19 protein-coding genes are annotated in these 18,833 nt (G+C 41.5%); 10 read left to right on the top strand and 9 right to left on the bottom strand.

Annotation, left to right across the window (positions count from 1 at the left end):
- Nucleotides 1-22 precede the first annotated feature (22 nt).
- Complete coding sequence (kdsB, locus tag AC1RRY_RS06015; RefSeq protein ID WP_492817419.1) at nucleotides 23-757, bottom strand: 3-deoxy-manno-octulosonate cytidylyltransferase; 735 nt, start codon at nucleotides 755-757, stop codon at nucleotides 23-25.
- 107 nt (nucleotides 758-864) lie between these two features.
- Between kdsB and AC1RRY_RS06010 the strand changes: the two genes are divergently transcribed.
- From AC1RRY_RS06010 to AC1RRY_RS05995, 4 genes are all read left to right on the top strand, one after another.
- A complete protein-coding gene (locus tag AC1RRY_RS06010) occupies nucleotides 865-1,938 on the top strand; it encodes a LysM peptidoglycan-binding domain-containing protein (RefSeq protein WP_492817421.1) in 1,074 nt (357 codons plus the stop codon).
- Nucleotides 1,939-1,968: 30 nt separating this feature from the next.
- Nucleotides 1,969-2,163, top strand: coding sequence for a hypothetical protein (locus AC1RRY_RS06005; RefSeq protein WP_492817423.1), 195 nt, complete (start codon nucleotides 1,969-1,971; stop codon nucleotides 2,161-2,163).
- Nucleotides 2,164-2,175: 12 nt separating this feature from the next.
- On the top strand, nucleotides 2,176-2,946 hold the full coding sequence (locus AC1RRY_RS06000) for a TIGR02757 family protein (protein ID WP_492817425.1): 771 nt from the start codon (nucleotides 2,176-2,178) through the stop codon (nucleotides 2,944-2,946).
- A 73-nt stretch (nucleotides 2,947-3,019) separates the two neighbouring features.
- Entirely contained in the window at nucleotides 3,020-4,204 is a 1,185-nt protein-coding gene (locus AC1RRY_RS05995) for an acyltransferase family protein (RefSeq protein WP_492817426.1), read from the top strand.
- A 45-nt stretch (nucleotides 4,205-4,249) separates the two neighbouring features.
- On the opposite strand, the gene AC1RRY_RS05990 is transcribed toward AC1RRY_RS05995, so the two are convergent.
- On the bottom strand, nucleotides 4,250-5,323 hold the full coding sequence (locus AC1RRY_RS05990; protein WP_492817428.1) for a zinc dependent phospholipase C family protein: 1,074 nt from the start codon (nucleotides 5,321-5,323) through the stop codon (nucleotides 4,250-4,252).
- Between the two features lie 47 nt (nucleotides 5,324-5,370).
- Between AC1RRY_RS05990 and AC1RRY_RS05985 the strand changes: the two genes are divergently transcribed.
- The 6 genes from AC1RRY_RS05985 (at nucleotide 5,371) to AC1RRY_RS05960 (ending at nucleotide 10,408) form a co-directional block, all read left to right on the top strand.
- Entirely contained in the window at nucleotides 5,371-6,357 is a 987-nt protein-coding gene (locus AC1RRY_RS05985) for an alpha/beta fold hydrolase (RefSeq protein WP_492817430.1), read from the top strand.
- Nucleotides 6,358-6,702: 345 nt separating this feature from the next.
- Nucleotides 6,703-7,116 carry a Dabb family protein gene (locus tag AC1RRY_RS05980; RefSeq protein WP_492817432.1) on the top strand — a complete coding sequence of 138 codons (414 nt, stop codon included), beginning with the start codon at nucleotides 6,703-6,705 and terminating at the stop codon, nucleotides 7,114-7,116.
- A 216-nt stretch (nucleotides 7,117-7,332) separates the two neighbouring features.
- Nucleotides 7,333-7,587, top strand: coding sequence for a 30S ribosomal protein S20 (gene rpsT / locus AC1RRY_RS05975; RefSeq protein WP_492817434.1), 255 nt, complete (start codon nucleotides 7,333-7,335; stop codon nucleotides 7,585-7,587).
- Between the two features lie 92 nt (nucleotides 7,588-7,679).
- On the top strand, nucleotides 7,680-8,360 hold the full coding sequence (gene radC, locus AC1RRY_RS05970) for a RadC family protein (RefSeq protein ID WP_492817436.1): 681 nt from the start codon (nucleotides 7,680-7,682) through the stop codon (nucleotides 8,358-8,360).
- Between the two features lie 60 nt (nucleotides 8,361-8,420).
- Nucleotides 8,421-10,040 (top strand): ABC-F family ATP-binding cassette domain-containing protein, encoded by a 1,620-nt coding sequence (locus AC1RRY_RS05965; protein ID WP_492817438.1) that lies wholly within the window; start codon nucleotides 8,421-8,423, stop codon nucleotides 10,038-10,040.
- A gap of 83 nt (nucleotides 10,041-10,123) precedes the next feature.
- Entirely contained in the window at nucleotides 10,124-10,408 is a 285-nt protein-coding gene (locus AC1RRY_RS05960; RefSeq protein ID WP_492817440.1) for a rhodanese-like domain-containing protein, read from the top strand.
- A gap of 264 nt (nucleotides 10,409-10,672) precedes the next feature.
- On the opposite strand, the gene AC1RRY_RS05955 is transcribed toward AC1RRY_RS05960, so the two are convergent.
- The 7 genes from AC1RRY_RS05955 to AC1RRY_RS05925 form a co-directional block, all read right to left on the bottom strand.
- Nucleotides 10,673-11,215, bottom strand: a complete 543-nt coding sequence (locus AC1RRY_RS05955) for a hypothetical protein (RefSeq protein ID WP_492817442.1) — start codon at nucleotides 11,213-11,215, stop codon at nucleotides 10,673-10,675.
- 43 nt (nucleotides 11,216-11,258) lie between these two features.
- Complete coding sequence (locus AC1RRY_RS05950; RefSeq protein ID WP_492817444.1) at nucleotides 11,259-11,546, bottom strand: winged helix-turn-helix domain-containing protein; 288 nt, start codon at nucleotides 11,544-11,546, stop codon at nucleotides 11,259-11,261.
- Nucleotides 11,539-12,120 (bottom strand): hypothetical protein, encoded by a 582-nt coding sequence (locus tag AC1RRY_RS05945; RefSeq protein ID WP_492817446.1) that lies wholly within the window; start codon nucleotides 12,118-12,120, stop codon nucleotides 11,539-11,541. The genes AC1RRY_RS05950 and AC1RRY_RS05945 overlap by 8 nt, the downstream gene beginning before the upstream one ends.
- Before the next feature lie 94 nt (nucleotides 12,121-12,214).
- Nucleotides 12,215-13,381, bottom strand: coding sequence for an NRAMP family divalent metal transporter (locus AC1RRY_RS05940; protein WP_492817448.1), 1,167 nt, complete (start codon nucleotides 13,379-13,381; stop codon nucleotides 12,215-12,217).
- Nucleotides 13,382-13,576: 195 nt separating this feature from the next.
- Complete coding sequence (gcvP, locus tag AC1RRY_RS05935) at nucleotides 13,577-16,450, bottom strand: aminomethyl-transferring glycine dehydrogenase (protein WP_492817450.1); 2,874 nt, start codon at nucleotides 16,448-16,450, stop codon at nucleotides 13,577-13,579.
- 273 nt (nucleotides 16,451-16,723) lie between these two features.
- Nucleotides 16,724-17,578, bottom strand: coding sequence for a sugar phosphate isomerase/epimerase family protein (locus AC1RRY_RS05930; protein WP_492817452.1), 855 nt, complete (start codon nucleotides 17,576-17,578; stop codon nucleotides 16,724-16,726).
- 105 nt (nucleotides 17,579-17,683) lie between these two features.
- Nucleotides 17,684-18,589, bottom strand: a complete 906-nt coding sequence (locus AC1RRY_RS05925) for a sugar phosphate isomerase/epimerase family protein (protein ID WP_492817454.1) — start codon at nucleotides 18,587-18,589, stop codon at nucleotides 17,684-17,686.
- Between the last annotated feature and the right edge of the window lie 244 nt (nucleotides 18,590-18,833).

Genomic DNA, 18,833 nt, shown 5'->3' with positions numbered 1-18,833 from the left:
CGGATATCTATATTCACTTTTTTTATCGTTGTATTCGCTCCAGATCTTCTACAGTATCAATTCCGAAACTCTCATAGGTTGTTACTACTGCGTAAATTTTGTAACCATAGCCTAACCATCTGAGTTGTTCCAGTTTCTCGGTGTTTTCGAGCGGAGAAAGAGGCATGTGCGAAATCTGCTCCAGAACGTCGCTCCGATAGGCATAAATACCGATGTGTTTATAAAAATCAGCGTGATCCAACCACTCGTCAGGTTCGAAACCTCTTACATAAGGTACCACCTGCCTGCTAAAATACAAGCATTGCTTACGCATGGTGAGCACTGCCTTTACCACATTAGGGTCACGAAGCGTTTCATAATCCTTTATTTTCTTAACCGCTGTTGCAATCTCTGTTTTAAAATCCAGCAAGCTAGAAAGCTGATCAATAGTATCAGGGTCAATAAAAGGCTCGTCTCCCTGTATATTTATTGCATAGTCATACTTAGTAACTCCTCCTACTTTTTCTAATGCTTCAAAACACCGGTCTGTACCTGTCGGATGATCGCTTGAGGTCATCACTGCGTCGCCTCCAAATTCCAACACATGATTTAAAATTCTTGCGTCGTCTGTCGCTATTACCACTCTCTGCAAGCTTTTAGCTTTCAATGCCTGCTCATACACGCGCTGAATCATGCTTTTACCGTTGATTTCCGCCAGTGGCTTACCCGGGAATCGACTTGAAGCATATCTTGCCGGAATTATTCCAAGAATTTTCATAGGTTACAATGTTTTATTCGGGGCGAATTTACACGAAAAAAAAATTATATGCGTTAATCTCTCGCAGAATCATTAAATTTGCGTAAAATTCAATTCGCTTGACTGACATGTTGAGATATTCTTTTATTATAGCTTTCCTTATACTTTATCTGACAAAATCATTCGGTAATCCGTTGCCGAAACTTGTTGACTCGCTGGGTATTGAGAAAAAAAACGGTAAGACATTTGTGCTGCACAGGGTAGAAAAGGGAGAAACACTCTATTCTATTCTGAAAAGATATAATTCCTCCGAAAAAGAGTTTTATACCTCCAATCCTGACTTCAATAAAACCGCCTCAATTACTTCGAATCAGGTCATAACTATACCTGTACAGGTAAAAAGCAAAAGTGTGCCCAGACCTAGAATCATTGAAATTCAGGAGGCAGAACCGGATACTGCACGCCGGAAAGGTACGCTGGATGAAAATGGCATTGAAGTAATTGATATTCCTGAAGCTACACCTAAAGAAACCCCGGGTGTAGTAAAAAACAGTGTCGGTATCAAAACTGAGGCCACTGCTAAAGTAATAGATACGAAATTTAAAACCCATAAGGTAGCAGCCGGAGAAGGGCTTTTCGGTATTGCGTCCAGATACAAGATAAAAGTAGGACAGCTAAGAGAATGGAATAATCTTGCGTCTGATGTTTTACATGTGGATCAACTCCTGATTGTTGAAAAAAACACTGGTACTACACCTGCTAAAGAAGAGAAAAAAGAGCCTGTGATACCCAAAATAACAAGTGTTCCTGCTACTGTTAATAAGCCCAAACCGGTCAGTAGCCCTGCTGCTGAAACAGAAAAAAACAGCCAGCCGGAAACAGTAGTTACCCGGCCTCTTACTGATAATGCACAGACACCTGTTCCTAACGCACCCACCGGTAAAAAATACTCCGAACAAGGTATAGCTGAAGTAATAAATGCCGGTGCTACCACCAACAAATACCTTGCTCTACATAGAACAGCCCCCGTCGGAACGTTGATTAAAATTTCAAATGATGCCAACGGACAAAGTGTATGGGTAAAAGTAATCGGGAAATTGTCAGGCCCGGGCGATGTTCTTATCAAGATTTCGCCCATGGCGTTTCAAAAATTACAGCCGAGAGATAAACGTATCAGGGCATCTCTGAGTTATGTTCTATAAAGAAGAGTACAACAATCACCATTTATTTTTATGCATCCGAATCCGATAGAAAATACTACACCTAAACCGATCGAAGCTACAGCCAAAAACAAAGTCTGGACATTCTTCTTTGCTCTGATGTATCCCATCATTACGATATTCAGTCTTTTGTTCACTGTGGTGGTTGCTGTTTTTTCAGCGATTTCAAATGTATTTGTGTTTTTTCTACGGCTCATAAAGAAATAATTTCAGGTATCCATGTCTGAATACATCATTGATCTGCTGAACGAAAAATACGAACAATTCAATCAACCCGGCTTTATTCCAAACGATCCGATAAGTATACCCCATCGGTTTGCGCTCAGACAGGATATCGAAATCATGGGTTTCTGGGCAGCCACGCTCGCCTGGGGGCAGCGCGTAACCATCATTAACAAATGCAATGAGTTAATAGAATTGATGGACGGCGCACCTTACGATTTCATCCGGAATCACCGGGATTCTGATCTGAAACGTTTCCTTTCATTCAAGCACCGTACTTTCAATACTACCGATACACTCTATTTTATTGAGTTCTTCAAAGATTTTTATGCCAGACACGAATCTCTGGAAGAAGCTTTTATTGAGGGCTTAATGCCTGAATCGACCGACACCCGAACGGTTCTTGAAAATTTCCAGAAACGTTTTTTTAGTCTGGACGACTACCCCGCACGTACCAAAAAACATATTGCCACACCTGTCAGAAACTCAACCTGCAAAAGAATCAACATGTTTCTGCGCTGGATGGTAAGAAAAGACGATAAAGGAGTGGATTTCGGTATCTGGAATCAGATTTCACCGGCGCAACTGGTTTGTCCCTGCGATGTACACGTAGAACGCGTGGCGCGCAAACTGGGTTTAATAACTCATCACAAGGCCGACTGGAAAACGGCAGTAGAACTGACGCAGAATCTTAAATTGCTCGACCCTGCCGACCCCGTCAAATACGATTTTGCCTTGTTTGGTTTGGGAGTAGAAGGTTATATGTAAGAATAAACCAATTTTAGGGATTGACTTAAGAAAGAAATTTTTATTTTTACCTCCCTATTTCAAACCCTATTCTATGCCCTCCACTACTACTCCTGCACGTCTGGCATCGGCCGATGTTTACCGTGGCTTTGTTATGCTGCTCATGATGGCCGAAGTGCTACGTTTTCATAAAGTTTCAGAGGCTCTGCCCGACAGTTCATTCTGGCAATTCATTGCCGGCCAGCAAGACCATGTCAGTTGGGTAGGTTGTTCTTTACATGACCTCATCCAACCTTCGTTTTCTTTTCTGGTAGGTGTGGTGCTACCCTACTCAATAGCTAGCAGGCTTAGCAAAGAGAATAACTTCTGGAGAACGTTCCGCCATGCATTGCAGCGCTCGCTGGTACTGATTTTACTGGGGATATTCCTGCGTTCGCAATGGGCAGATCAGACTAATTTTACTTTCGAAGATACCCTCACCCAAATAGGTTTGGGATACCCTTTCCTGTTTCTGTTGGGTTTTGCTTCTCATCGCGTGCAGGTTGGGGCGCTGGTAGTTATTTTAATAGGCTATTGGGCAGCTTTTGCCATGTACCCTCTCCCAGATGCCAGTTTCGATTACACCAATGCCGGAGCCATAAAAGACTGGGAGCATAACCTGACAGGCTTTGCCGCTCACTGGAACAAAAACACAAACCTGGCCTGGGCATTTGACCGCTGGTTTCTTAATCTATTCCCTAGAGAAGAACCATTCTTGTTCAATGGAGGTGGCTATGCTACCCTAAGTTTTATTCCAACCTTAGGAACCATGCTGCTGGGATTAGTCGCAGGGAATTTCCTGAAGTCAAATAAAAAGCAGCAGGATAAACTAAAGATATTTATCATTCTGGGGGTCTCAGGCCTTGTGTTGGGTCTGTTTCTTCACTGGTCGGGTATTTGTCCGAATGTGAAAAGAATCTGGACACCAACCTGGGTTCTATTCAGCGGAGGCTGGTGCTTCCTGCTGTTGGCATTTTTTTACTGGACTGTCGACATCCTTCAAAAACGTAATTGGTTTTTTCTACTCACCGTTATCGGCATGAACTCTATTGCTGCTTATGTTATTGCTGACGGCTTTAACTCTTATGTTTCCAAATCACTGAGAACTCATTTGGGTCAAAACTACGCCGCTGTTTTCGGGGAACCCTACCAGACACTGGTGCATGGATTTCTGGTTCTTCTGATTGACTTTTTGATACTCAGATGGATGTATAATAAGAAATTATTTATAAGAATATAATTCTGGCGAAGGGATATGATATTTTAAAAATCATATCCCTCCCTTTTAATTATCACTCTCTTTTCTTGCTTCAAATATTCTTTTGAGCCACAGTTTTTTCTCATCTTTTTCGCCTTCCTCTTCTGCTGGTGTAGGTGTGTATTTTTTCAGTATGTCCAAATCAGGTTGGCCGGCATCCACCCAGCAGGTAAACCAGAAATCGCCGATCATTTTAACAGAAGCCCTCATCTGGCGTTCAACCTGGCTCCTGAGCATCTGATGATAGCGTGTTGAAAATGTTCTTGAATACACACGCGTCGTTACGTTATTTATCTCTTCAAAACTGAATTTCTTATCTTCCGAAAACTCAGCGGTTAATTCTCTTTCCAGCACCAATACCGAATCGAGTGCCGTATTTGCCTGGGTCACTGCCAGCCAGGCTCTTTTGTCAGGATGCTCTTCGTAATTAGCCTGACCGAGAAGGAAATCGTACTTATCAGCAAATAATTCAGGCAACCGGCTTTCCCAAAATCCATGTATCCCAACCTGATTGGTTAATTGCCCGTTATAATTTCTGGTAGTATGCAGAGGCACATGTGCATCTGCAATATAATGCCCCATATCTGCCGAAAGGCTCAGTATCTGTTTGATATCCCTTTTTCTGAATGCCTCTGTGAGTCTGTATTTCATGGCAACAATGTGCCAGGGCACAATGCCATGGGCATGCAAAGAGTCTTCTCCTATTTTAGCCACTGCTTCTTTCCATGAATAAAAAGGTAATTGTTTTCTGACAGAATCAGCATAATTATCCAGATCAATGAAATGGCGGGGTGCCTCTCTCTGCACGGCATAGCGCCTGCGGTCGGCATTTACGGCGTTTTCAGTAATATAATCTATGTTCCTTTTATAGAAACCAAACATTTCAGGAGGCAGCATATACACCGCCAGCCGGTTGATTCGCTGATGTGCAAAAAAGCCCCAATACCTGTATTTCTCAGATAAAGGCCCGCTGAATGGCTGAAGATACCCGGGAGACGATCCGGCAAAGCCCGTTTTAAAAACACATGCCAGCCCTATTATATACAGGCCCGGTTTTAATTTACTTTTAAGTCTTGCAAAAGCTTGTATTATTTGCTTCATTAGCAACAATTTAATTATTCCCCTAATATTATACGTATTTCGTTAAAATGAAAAGAATTCTTGTTCTCTTTTGTTTTATTTCTACTCAGGCTTGTGCACAAAACCCACAGAAATTTGCCACGTTGAGCCAGTTCAAAACTCAGGAAGGTAAAATCATACAGAACTGTAAGATCGGTTACAGGACATTTGGTCACCTGAATGCTAACAAAAGTAATGCCATTCTCTGGCCTACCTGGTTTGGCGGTAAGAGCCAGAATCTGATCAATCATGCCGGCACCACCATAGACACCACCCGGTTTTTTCTGATTCTGGTAGATGCCCTTGGCAATGGGGTTTCGTCTTCTCCGTCCAATACACCCGGCTTCCCTGATATTACTATACGAGACATGGTCAACTCAGAGCATGCTTTATTGACACAAAAATTGAACATCAATCATCTATACGCGGTTATGGGTATTTCGATGGGTGGCATGCAAGCATTTGAATGGCTCACGGCTTACCCTACATTTATGGATAAGGTTATTCCGATTGTTGGCACTCCCAAACAGTCATATTACGATGTTCTGCTCTGGAAAACTGAATGGAATATAATAGAACAGGCAGGCAAAAATCCGGAAGCACGAAAAAATGCCATGAGACAGGTGGCTGCAGTGCATACGCTTAATCTGGCTACACCAGATTACTATCTTCGTACGCAAAAAGCAGAAACGGCCTACGACAATATACAAAAAACAGGCGACGATTACATTAATAACAACAACCCTGAAAATTGGATCTGCCAGATAAAAGCTATGTTATCACAGGATATTTATCGCACTTCAGAGAAATCATTGGCTGAAATGCGTAAGCATATTAAGGCTAAAGTATTAGTAGTAGTTGCAACCAAAGATGAAATGGTTAACCCGGCTTCTGCAATTGAATTTGCAAAGACACTGAATACCAATTATTTAGAGCTAACCAGCGATTGCGGACATATTGCTACCGGTTGTGAAGGCGATAAACTCAGAAATGCCGTTAGAGCTTTCTTAAACTGACCCAAATAATATTTTCAAACAACATAAATCAGCATAAAGAGCGATTTTTACTCTTATAATAGATAAAACATATATTTTTATTTACAAAATCTCAAATTTGCAACATGCTTTTTGAGATTTTTTATTTTTCAGGCAAAATCTATCAAAAATCAACACTTATTCTCATTATTCTAAAATTTTTCATAAAATAAAGCAATTCTACAAAATCAATCAAAAACAGAATATTATTCTGTGTAAATATAAATTTATAAAATCAATAAAAGTTTTTCTAAAAAAAGTACAATCATTTCAAATACTTTCCGTTATATTTGCATAGTTATACAAAATATTATTCGGAAAAAGAAAATGAGTCATACACAGAAAAAATCGTTATTGAGATATTTGTTGCCGGCAATTGCTCTGGGAGTTTTTGCTTTTTTAATGGTTGCTTACGGTTCTGCCTACACGCCGCCAAAGGCACAAAAACAACGTATTGTTTGCTTTAAATTTAAGCAAGGTATCTCACAGGAAGCTATCAAACAGCACATGGAACAATTTCAGGGATTGAAACGCGATTTACCTGAAATAGTTAGCTATTCTGCCGGAAATACGCTCACAGAAAAAGGAGCAAATGCAGAATATGATGTAATGCACTATCTGACATTCAGAACTGATAGTGAAATGGAGAAATTCCGCGAAAGTGCCCAATACAAAACATTTGAGAAATCAAATGAAGCCAATTGGGAAAAAGTTTTGGTTATTAATTCAGAGATAAAATAATTTTAGCTCTGCTTATCAAAGATAGCATCAAAAAAAGTACGCTGGTCAGCGTACTTTTTTTATTAACATGAGAGGCACAGACATTTCAGCAATACAAAATACATAGTAAAACACTATATTTTTATTCTTCTGTTTTGTTATTATAAATAAGTTTTTTATTTTTGCACCCTCAATTGGAATTCTACCAAATAAGAACAGACAAATTATAATAATAAAATGGCAAATCATAAGTCGGCATTAAAGCGCATCAGAGCGAATGAGGCAAAACGCTTGAGAAATCGTTACCAACACAAAACAACTCGTACTATTGTTAGAAAACTACGTGGTCTTTCTGATAAAATAGCAGCTACCGAATTGTTTAAATCAGCGGCTTCTATGTTGGATAAACTGGCTCGTAAGAACGTTATCCACAAAAACAAAGCAGCAAACTTAAAATCTGGTTTAGCGAAACACATCAATTCTTTGGCTTAATTGGTGTGAGAAACAATATTTTGCTCATGGAAACAACTCCGTGGGCATTTTTTGTTTAGTATTGTTAAAAAATTAAACGATACACCGCTGTGATGAACAATATACTTTCCTGGGCTGAAGAAGACCGTCCAAGAGAAAAGCTGATGCTGAAAGGCAGAGCGGCTCTTTCTGACGCCGAGCTGATTGCCATATTGATTGGTTCCGGTACAAAAGAGTTATCAGCCGTTGATCTGTCAAAACTGATATTGAGTAGTGTAGGAAACAACTTAAATGAACTAGCCAGGTTGAGTATTAACGACCTGATGAAATTCAAAGGCATCGGGGATGCCAAGGCCATTTCGATTGCCGCAGCGCTTGAACTGGGAAGAAGACGAAAGGAAAGCGAAGTGCTGAAAAAAGCAAAGGTAACATCATCTGCTGATGCGTATCAGGCCATCCGGCCTTATTTACTTGATCTGTCGCATGAGCAATTCTGGGTTTTGCTGCTCAATCGGGCTAACGAAATCATCAGGCCGATTCAGGTAAGTGTAGGAGGCGTGGCAGGAACGGTAGCCGACCCAAAAATAATTTTCAAAAGCGCTATAGAATACCTGGCCTCGGCCATCATTCTGGTTCATAATCATCCGTCAGGGAATCTAACTCCCAGCCAGGCAGATAAAGACCTGACCAGAAAAGTAAAGGATGCCGGACGACTGTTGGATATACCAGTGTTAGACCATCTCATTTTTGGTGACAACGGTTACTTTAGCTTTGCTGACGAGGGAATATTTTAACAATACATACGATCAGTAAAACAATTTTTTAATCAGACATTATAAATTATTCAGATATAAATGCTTACGGTTTCAAATATTTCGCTTCGATTCGGAAAACGCACGCTTTTTGAAGAAGTAAACTTAAAATTCATACCCGGCAACGTTTACGGTCTTATTGGTGCAAACGGAGCAGGGAAATCTACTTTCGTAAAAATACTTTCGGGTGAGATTGACCCAACAACAGGCAATGTGAGTATGGATCCGGGTGAACGGATGTCGGTTCTCAAGCAAAACCAGAATGCCTTTGACGACGAAACCGTATTGAATACGGTTATCAGAGGTAACGAACGCCTGCATGAAATTATACAGGAAAAAGATGCCATCTACGCCAAAGCCGATTTTTCGGAAGAAGACGGTAATCGCGCGGCTGAGCTCGAATCAGAATTTGCAGAAATGAACGGCTGGGAAGCAGAATCAGACGCGGCTTCGTTGTTATCGGGTCTTGGTATCAAAGAAGACCTGCACTACACGATAATGTCTGATATTAACCCGGCAGATAAAGTAAAGGTATTACTTGCACAAGCCCTGTTTGGTAACCCTGATATATTGTTACTCGACGAGCCAACCAACAACCTTGATATCGATTCTATTCTGTGGCTGGAGAACTTCCTGATGAATTTCAAGAATACCGTAATTGTCGTTTCGCATGACCGCCACTTCCTGGATAACGTCTGTACCTACATTGCTGACCTTGACTTCAAAAAAATTACACTCTATGGTGGTAATTACTCATTCTGGTATGAGTCTAGCCAGTTAGCTGCCCGTCAGAAAGCTGACCAGAACAAAAAAGCCGAAGAGAAAAAGAAAGAACTGGAAGAGTTTATCCGTCGCTTCTCTGCTAACGTGGCTAAGTCGAAACAGGCTACTGCCCGTCAGAAAATGATTGAGAAACTGAATATTGAAGAGATTCAACCTTCTTCCCGTCGTTATCCATACATCGGTTTTAAACCCGAGCGTGAGGTAGGTGATCAGATTCTGTTGGTAGAAAACCTGAGCTATCGGTTAGAAGATGGTACTTACCTGTTCAGAAACCTGAACTTTCAGATATCGCGTAATGAAAAAGTTGCCTTTCTTAGCAAAGACGGCTTAGCAGTATCAACTCTTTTTGATATTCTGATGGGTGAACGAAAAGCATCAGGCGGAACATTCAAATGGGGTATTACCATTACAAACAGTTATCTGCCAAACGATAACGCTGAATATTTTTCTGATGGTAATCTTGACCTGGTAGATTGGCTGCGCCAGTACTCTACCGAAAAAGACGAGACCTTTATCAGAGGATTCCTGGGCCGGATGCTGTTTTCGGGTGAAGAAGCACTGAAAAAATGTACGGTGCTTTCCGGTGGTGAGAAACAACGTTGTATGTTCTCGAGAATGATGCTTTCAGGAGCGAACGTATTGCTTTTTGATGAACCAACCAATCACCTGGACCTGGAGTCGATACAGGCGCTTAACAAAGGTATGGAAGATTTCCCGAGCAATATTCTCTTTACCTGCCATGACCATCAGCTGACACAGACTGTAGCCACGAGAATCATAGAATTGACTCCAAACGGCTGTCTGGATAAACTAATGGACTTTGATGACTATCTCACTAATGAGAAAATAAAGTCGCAGAGAGAAGCATTGTATGCCTGATTTGCTTTAAACTCATAATAATATACCCATGCCTTAGAATCAGATTTGAAAGGCATGGGTATTTCTATAAACCAATCCGTAAAATGGCCGACTTCACCGAAATAGCACAACAAGACCTTGAAGCTCTACGGGCCAAACCCGGAACATTGCTTCTCGATGTGAGGGAAATATGGGAATTTGCTGATTTTAATATCGGTGGGATGAATATTCCTCCACACGAAATCACGGAAAGGCTGGAAGAATTAAGCAACTATACTACCATAATTGTTGCCTGCTCGAATGGAACCAGAAGTAGTATCGTAGCACGACTGCTGTCGAAAAAGCTCCCGACAAAAGAAATATTACACCTCGAAGAAGGTATATATTAAATAAGTATCAATAAGTAGTCTTACTTATCGATACTTATTTATTGGTTCAGAATCCTTTATAATCTCTGTCTTTCTTTACAAGCCACTTACCTACTGCAAACGCAAGAACCATTAATACTACGAAAAAAAGAATGGCAACCCAGGTTGGATATTGATAACCGAACATATTCGTTTTAATTTTAAGTTTCTACCCCACAAAAATACAACAAAAACCTATAAGCAGCGGCGATTGTCTGTAAAAAAAACAAAAAAAATACGCGTCTGTTATTTAACTTTGGATAAAGTCATCTCAAAAAACTGTATCCAACTTTGCCCGTCGCGATTGAATTCGCCTTTTTCAACCCATTTGTTATTAACCAGACTGATTGTGTATTTGATTTCTCCTGCCTGTGGACTTTTGAATTTCCACACTATAGCGCCGTCTGCCAGCACCTCACAGTCTGCATCTACATGCCCGCCGTCCGCTCTGATGGCTCTCATCAGATATTTACTGTTATAAGCATCATACGATATGATGGCAAAGGCCTGATGAATAATCTTGTTAGTATCTTCCGAAGCCACTCCCCTGCCTTCAATCTGTATAACAGTACTATTAGCTTTTAGCGATATATCTTCTGTTTGCAGGAAAGTTTCCCGTTTAGGGCCAAACTGAATCCATCCTGCTCCTTTCCATTTACCGACAAGGAAATTCATCTTGCTCATGGCTTCCACCAGTTTAGGGCTTGGCTTCAAAGTAGGCTGAGCCATTGGAGTAAAACCACAGCACAGCAAAAACAATAATAGCAGAGTGATGATATAATATTTCATAATTATAAAGTAGTTTAAAATATAAACTTAATTTTCAAAAAAATCACGTATTCCTGAGATATGCCTGCAGGTCTTTCACATATTTACTGAAAGCCTCGGCACCCTGAACGGTTATTCTGCAGACAGTAAGCGGATATTTACCTTTAAATGTTTTCTCGATACTGATATAATTGGCCTGCTGCAATTTTTCCAGCTGCACACTCAGGTTACCGGCCGTAGCATTGGTTTTTTCTTTCAGGTAAACAAACTCTGCCTGCTCTACTCCTACCAAAATAGACATAATAGCTAACCGCAACTGTGAGTGAATAAGTGGATCTAAATCGTTAAACATCTTTCTGTGCCTTATAATATAAAATATGCCCCGGTATGATATACGCAACGATTACAACTACTGCCATAATCAACAGTTGATACATCATCTCTACTCTGAAAGCCAACAAAGAACCTGTCCAGGCCACAATGGCGCCAACAATCTGAGGGACAAATTTCAGCATTCCGCCATTAACAAACAAGGCTATGCCATACAGCAATAAAATTAAGGGAGTGATCTGAAAATTGATAAACTTCATGTTCAAAACCAGTATTAAAATACAGATCATGAATCCCGACCAGAGGAAGGTCAGCACTTTATCGAAGTAAGTGGTAATCTTCTGGCTGTTTCTCTGCTTAACACCAATAAAAATACTGGCAATTGCCCCTACAATCATCAGGCACCAGGCCAGGTAAGATTGCTGACCATAACCCGCACTGAGCAGATAATAATTCAGAAAACTGGCTATAAGTACCAGATAACCCCACATTAATGAATAATAGCTGTCGAGCCGGGTAATGCGCTTTCTGGTTGTCTCAATCATACTTTCGATGATGAGCAGGCTTTCGTTTTGAGTAATTGGTTTTTCTTCCATTGCTAATTGAGTAAATATTTATGCAATTATAAAGTAGTTTATAATATAAACCAAACTATTCGCCAGATTTTGTAGCAATTTTTCTCATAAGCAATCAGATAAAGGCTTTTACAGCCATGCCCAGCATTGAAACTACTACCAACCAGCCCATTATTTGAAGAAAAACGGAGTGCTTGTAAGTACCCATTAATCTGGCCTGGCGGCTTGCCAACAAAATAATAGCTAACCCAACCGGAAGAATAAACCCGTTTAAAGTACCTACCCACACCAATATGCGAACCGGCTTGCCTACACCTACGAAAACAAGCGTAGAAAAAACGATAAAACCGATAATGATCTGGCGATTATACTTCTCGAAGAATGGATGAAAAGTTCGTAAGAAAGAAACAGATGTATAGGCAGCACCCACCACTGAAGTAATAGCTGCACTCCAGATAACTATGCCGAAAAACTTGTAACCCAGGTTTCCGGCTGCGCTTTGAAACACTGAGGCCGCAGGGTTATTGGCGTTCAGGCTGAAACCTGCTGCTACCACACCCAAAGAGGCCAGAAACAACAGATACCTGACAACCGCTGTAACCAGAATACCTGTAGTAGCACTCTTGTTTACCTGTGGCAGATTCTCCTGCCCGCTTACTCCGGCATCTATCAGGCGGTGTACACCTGCAAAGGTAATGTATCCGCCGACAGTCCCCCCTACCAGTGTAATGGTGGCCAAAGCATCGAATTTCTGAGGGATAATGGTTCTATGGATTGCCTCAAACACAGGCGGTTGAGCAACAAATACTACGTACAGTATGAGGATAATCATCACAAAACCCAGAACCTTGGCAAAACTATCCATTGCCTTACCAGCCTCCTTAGATAAAAATATGCCTATTGCCAGTAAAGCACTAATCACAGCCCCTATTTGGGCATCCATTCCAAACAACACCTCAAAACCCAGACCTGCGCCTGCTACGTTACCTATGTTAAAGGCCAGCCCCCCTATTACAATTAATACCGCCAGCAAGTAACCCAGCCCCGGGAACAAATCATTGGCCAGATCCTGCGCTCTTTTATTACTCACTGCCACAACCCGCCAGATGTTCAACTGGGCGGCTACATCTAGTAGAATCGATATTAAAATAACGAAACCAAAACTGGCCAGAAGTTGCCCGGTAAAAACGGTGGTTTGTGTCAAAAATCCCGGGCCAATGGCAGAAGTTGCCATCAGGAAAGCTGCACCGGTAATAGCGCCTTTGTAGTTATTTTTGGTCATAATAAGGGTATCGGTCTCTCAGGTTAAATACGCATCTGCTAAATGTATTATTAACACGCCAAAGTAGCAATAATTAGCACATCTTCAAACCTAATAACCAACAAAACAAAAGAGCGCATTACATAACTGATGTAATACGCTCTCAATATTATATAAAATCAGAAATACTTATGGTTTTCTGATTCGTTAAGGATATCATCCCTCATACTCCTCAACCGGAGGACAGGCACATACCAGATTTCTGTCACCATAAGCTGAATCAATCCGGCTTACACTTGGCCAGAATTTGTCGGCTTTTACATAAGGTAATGGGAAGGCTGCTTTTTCTCTGCTATATTGTTTATCCCAGTTTTCGGCCAATACAACTGCTGCTGTATGCGGCGCATTTTTCAGTACGTTATTCGCTTTATCAGCATTGCCTGCTTCTATGTCAGCTATTTCTTCTCTGATAGTCAGCAACGCATCACAGAAACGATCCAGTTCTGCTTTTGATTCTGATTCAGTCGGCTCAATCATCAAAGTACCTGCAACCGGGAACGACAATGTCGGTGCATGGAAGTTATAGTCCATCAAGCGCTTCGCTACGTCTTCTGCCTCTACTCCTGCCGATGATTTGAACGGACGCAAGTCTACAATCATTTCGTGGGCACAACGTCCGTTGCTTCCGGTGTACAGAATCGGATATTTTCCATCCAGACGAGCCTTAATATAATTAGCGTTCAGAATGGCATTTTTAGTAGCATTGGTCAAACCCTCAGCACCCATCATGGCAATGTAGGCATAAGAAATGGTAAGAATACTGGCACTGCCATAAGGCCCTGCCGAAACGGCATGGACTCCGTCATAACCAGATACAGGCACTACTTTGTGGTTAGGAAGGAACGGTACTAAATGCTGTGCTACGCCAATTGGCCCCATACCCGGACCACCGCCACCATGCGGGATACAGAATGTTTTGTGCAGGTTCAGGTGGCAAACGTCTGCTCCGATAGATGCCGGAGAAGTAAGTCCCACCTGTGCATTCATATTGGCGCCATCCATGTATACTTGTCCGCCGTTGGCGTGTACAATGGCACATATTTCTTTGATAGACTCTTCAAACACACCGTGTGTAGATGGGTAAGTAACCATCAGACAAGACAGATTATCGGCATATTGTTCAGCTTTAGCCTTTAAGTCTGCTACATCTATATTTCCTCTTTCATCACATTTGGTTACCACCACCTGCATACCTGCCAATACAGCTGAAGCCGGGTTAGTACCATGCGCCGATGATGGAATCAATGCTATATTGCGGTGTACTTCTTCTCTGCTTTCATGATAAGCCCTGATAACCATCAGCCCTGCGTATTCTCCCTGCGCACCTGAGTTAGGTTGTAGCGACATTTTCGCAAAACCTGTAATGGCACACAGCCAATCGTTCAGCTCTTCAAATAATTGCTGATACCCCTGCACCTGGTCTTGTGGAGCAAATGGGTGCAGTTGACCGAATTCGGGCCAGGTTACCGGAATCATCTCGGCAGTAGCGTTGAGTTTCATGGTGCAACTACCTAGTGAAATCATGGAATGCACCAAAGACAAATCTTTGTTTTCGAGTGATTTCAGGTAGCGTAACATCTCATGCTCGGTATGATAGCTACTGAATACCGGATGGCTCATATAGGCCGAAGTACGATTCAGACCAGGTTCAATAACCACATCAATTTCTGATTTCAGATTGATTTTGGCTTCCTTGCCGTTAGCTTCAGCAAAAATGTTCAATAATTGTGTTACATCAGCCAGCGTTTTGGTCTCATCGAATGAGATACTCACATTACCCAGGTCTACATATCTGAAATTCACCCCCTCTCTTTCTGCAATGGCACGAAGAGCAGTACTGTCTTCTGTATGAATAGTAACTGTATCGAAATAGTTACGTGTCAATAACTGGTAATCCAATCCTTCTACCGACTCGGCAAATAATTTTGCCAGACCATGCACTTTACATGCTATGTTTTTCAAACCTTGCGGACCATGATAAATACCATAGGCAGCAGCCATTACTGAAAGCAACACCTGAGCCGTACATATATTAGAAGTCGCTTTTTCACGGCGGATGTGCTGCTCACGTGTTTGCAAAGCCATACGTAATGCGCGGTTACCCTGCGCATCAATGGACACCCCGATAATACGCCCCGGAATCTGACGTTTGAACGATTCTTTTGTGGCAAAATAAGCCGCATGAGGCCCACCATAGCCCATTGGTACACCTAAACGCTGGGCGGAACCTACTACCACGTCAGCACCCATTTCACCCGGAGGGGTCAACAGGGTAAGTGCTAATAAGTCGGCCGCTACAGCTACCGACACATTCAGTTCATGTGCAGAGGTAATCAGGTCTGTATAGTCATATACCTCACCATTGGTGGCAGGGTATTGTAATAAAACTCCGTAAATATCTTCCTGAGTAAGGTCGAAGACTTCGTGATTACCTACTATCACCGTAATACCCAGTGGTTTGGCACGTCCTAATACCACATCGATGGTTTGAGGGTGGCATAGCTCCGATACAAAGAAAGTATTGGCATTTTTCTTGGCAGCAGGGCGTATGTTATGCAGCATAGTCATGGCCTCGGCAGCGGCTGTACCTTCATCAAGAAGAGAAGCGTTGGCAATTTCCATTCCTGTCAGGTCAATTACCATGGTCTGGAAGTTCAACAGCATTTCCAGACGTCCCTGAGCAATCTCAGCCTGATAAGGCGTATACGCTGTATACCAAGACGGATTCTCCAGTATATTTCTCAGAATCACATTCGGAACTACCGTGTCGTAATAGCCGGTACCGATATAAGATTTAAAGATTTTGTTTTTTTGCGCCAGTGCTTTAAAGTCAGCCAGAAATTCGGCTTCTGATTTAGCCTGGGGCAGGTTGAGTGGTGTTTGCAGACGAATCTGTTCCGGAACTGTTTGATTGATGAGTGTGTCAAGAGAATCGACACCGATAGTTTTCAGCATAGCTTGCAAGTCAGTCTCGCTTTTGCCATGGTGTCTGCTTTCAAAGGATTCTTGCGTATTAAGATTGATTTTCATCGGGATTTATAATGTGTTAATGAACGCCCCGCAGTAGCGGTAAATGAGCTATTATTAATACAACAAAAAGTTCGTTGCTGATTGTTCTGCAAATATAATAAAATTAGAAAATACTTGTTGAAACAAATTAATGCAATAGCAGATAATTTTTTGAAGAAAGGAATAGTTTAGTTTCTGTTTTGCCTGATGGCGTTTTATTTCTTAGACAAAATATCTATAAGATTAGTAGAGTATAGATAAACTGACTGTAGTTGCAGAATTTAGCTTTTATTATTATTTCATGATACGCCTTACGAACTCATTGTTCTGAAGATAGCTTTCAAACATGGCCTTTCCTTCGGGCACCGCGCCTTCTATCTGTATACAACCGGTATAACCGATTTCATCAATGCATCGTCTTACTTTAGCAAAATCCACACGTCCCTCACCCAATAAAGAACCATTTTCTTTAAAATGAAACTCGCAAATCTGATTCTGCTTGCCTAACCACCTGATTTCGCTGTAGATATCATAACCCATCTTTTCAGAATTGGCCACATCATAATAACACTTCACCGCTTTAGAGCCCACGGCATCTATAATCTGCATGTGTTCTTCTGCGCTCAGCCATGATTCAATACCCAAAGTGACACCCAGCCTTTCGGCTTTTGGTGCTACTTCCCGCAATTTTTTAATCACTACCTGCTGTCCTTTCGGGTCATCCTTCAAGTCACCTTTGGAGAAAAAGGCCAGCAGAATTACCTTAATGCCCATCGCTTTGGCCACATCGATACTGTCAGAAACCCACTGGTCAGTCCGGTCGTCAGACTTATACGGTACATTATTCAGTTCTCCAATACCCATACCAGTAAACCCGACTTTGAAAATATCAGCCAAAGCTTTATAAGCCTGCTGCACGTCTTTCCGGCGTAAATGCATATCGTTCTCGACAGACCCGAGACTTACCTGCACGCCGTCGAGACCAATTCTTTTAGCCATTTCCATAGCACCTAAGTTGCCGGTATTATTAATAGACCAGTCGCAGGCACCGATTCTGAACGGAGCATCTGCACTTGCATCTGCTCCATTATGGAAAAAGGAGGCTAAAATGCCTCCCCCTATTCCTTTAATAATATTTCGTCGGTTCATAGAATTCAATTAGTGAATTAGTGATTGAGCGAATTAGTGAATAAAATTTTCAGAATAGCGAAAATTCAATCACTCAATCACACACTCGCTCAATCACTCAATTTTTCATTTATATCCCCATTTATTCAGAATCTGAATGTCTTCTTTAATAGCATCAATCGGTGCCTGGCCCTGGTAAGACTCTTGCTCTACGATAAAGTGGGTGGTTCCACCTATTTTTCTGCCTAAGTCAATCACTTCTTTTGTATTGATAATACCTTTGCCCAGAATAGTACTTTCGTATTTTTCGTTGGCACCAGCCACGGCGATTTCGTCTTTCACGTGCATCGATTCGAAACGACCCGGATATTGTTTCAGCAGATCAACGGCTCTTCCGCCACCACCATACATATTACCTATATCCAATTGGTGTACAACCAACTTAGGATCAGTATTCTGAAGGATAATGTCATACACTCTCACGCTACTCAATCTCAGGCTGAACTCAAAGTCGTGGTTATGATAACCGAATTTCATGCCTGATTTCTGGCATAGTTCACCCGATTTATTGAAAACATCCATGAAGCGTTTCAGTCCGTCAAAATCTTTACGAAGGCTTACATCCAACCAGGGGCTGATTACATATTTCTGACCACAAATGGCCGCATCTTCAACGGTTTGTTTCCACAAATCGGTAAATTCGCCTTTGGCCTCATCCCAATGTTGCTTGCCCATTACTGTGTGGCCACTTGGCATTTTAAGGCCCAGGTCATCCAATACTTTCTTGAATTCTGTGGCAGAATAACCGTAAAATTTACGGTTGATATAGTTGGCATGTTCTACATTTTTGTAGCCCATTTCGGCTACTTTTTTCAGGGTTCCTAGCGGGTCATTTTTCATCTCGGCACGTACCGAATAAAGCTGTACCCCTACTATTTCTCCTTTCTTTTTGGCGGCAAATAATTCATGAGATAAGGCTGTGGAAGCGGCAAATGCCATTGCCCCTTTTTGCAAGAAGTCTCTTCTTTTCATAGTAATGCTGATAGGTTTTTGATAGATGTCGGAAGTATTCCGTCTGGTTGAATTCTTAAATTTAATACTTTGGAAACGATAAGCTAAATAAAATATTAAAAAAATTATAAACAATGTAAAATCGCTGTTTCGGGCGCTAATTCTGTAATTCAATACTATCCGTTTATCTACTCTTTGTTCTATTATTTCTATAAAAGATTGTTTGATTAAAATTGTGTTACTATCTTTCTTTAATACCATATTA

Source organism: Emticicia sp. GW821-FHT11C11 (assembly GCF_058808615.1).
This window is presented reverse-complemented; position numbering and strand designations above follow the sequence as displayed.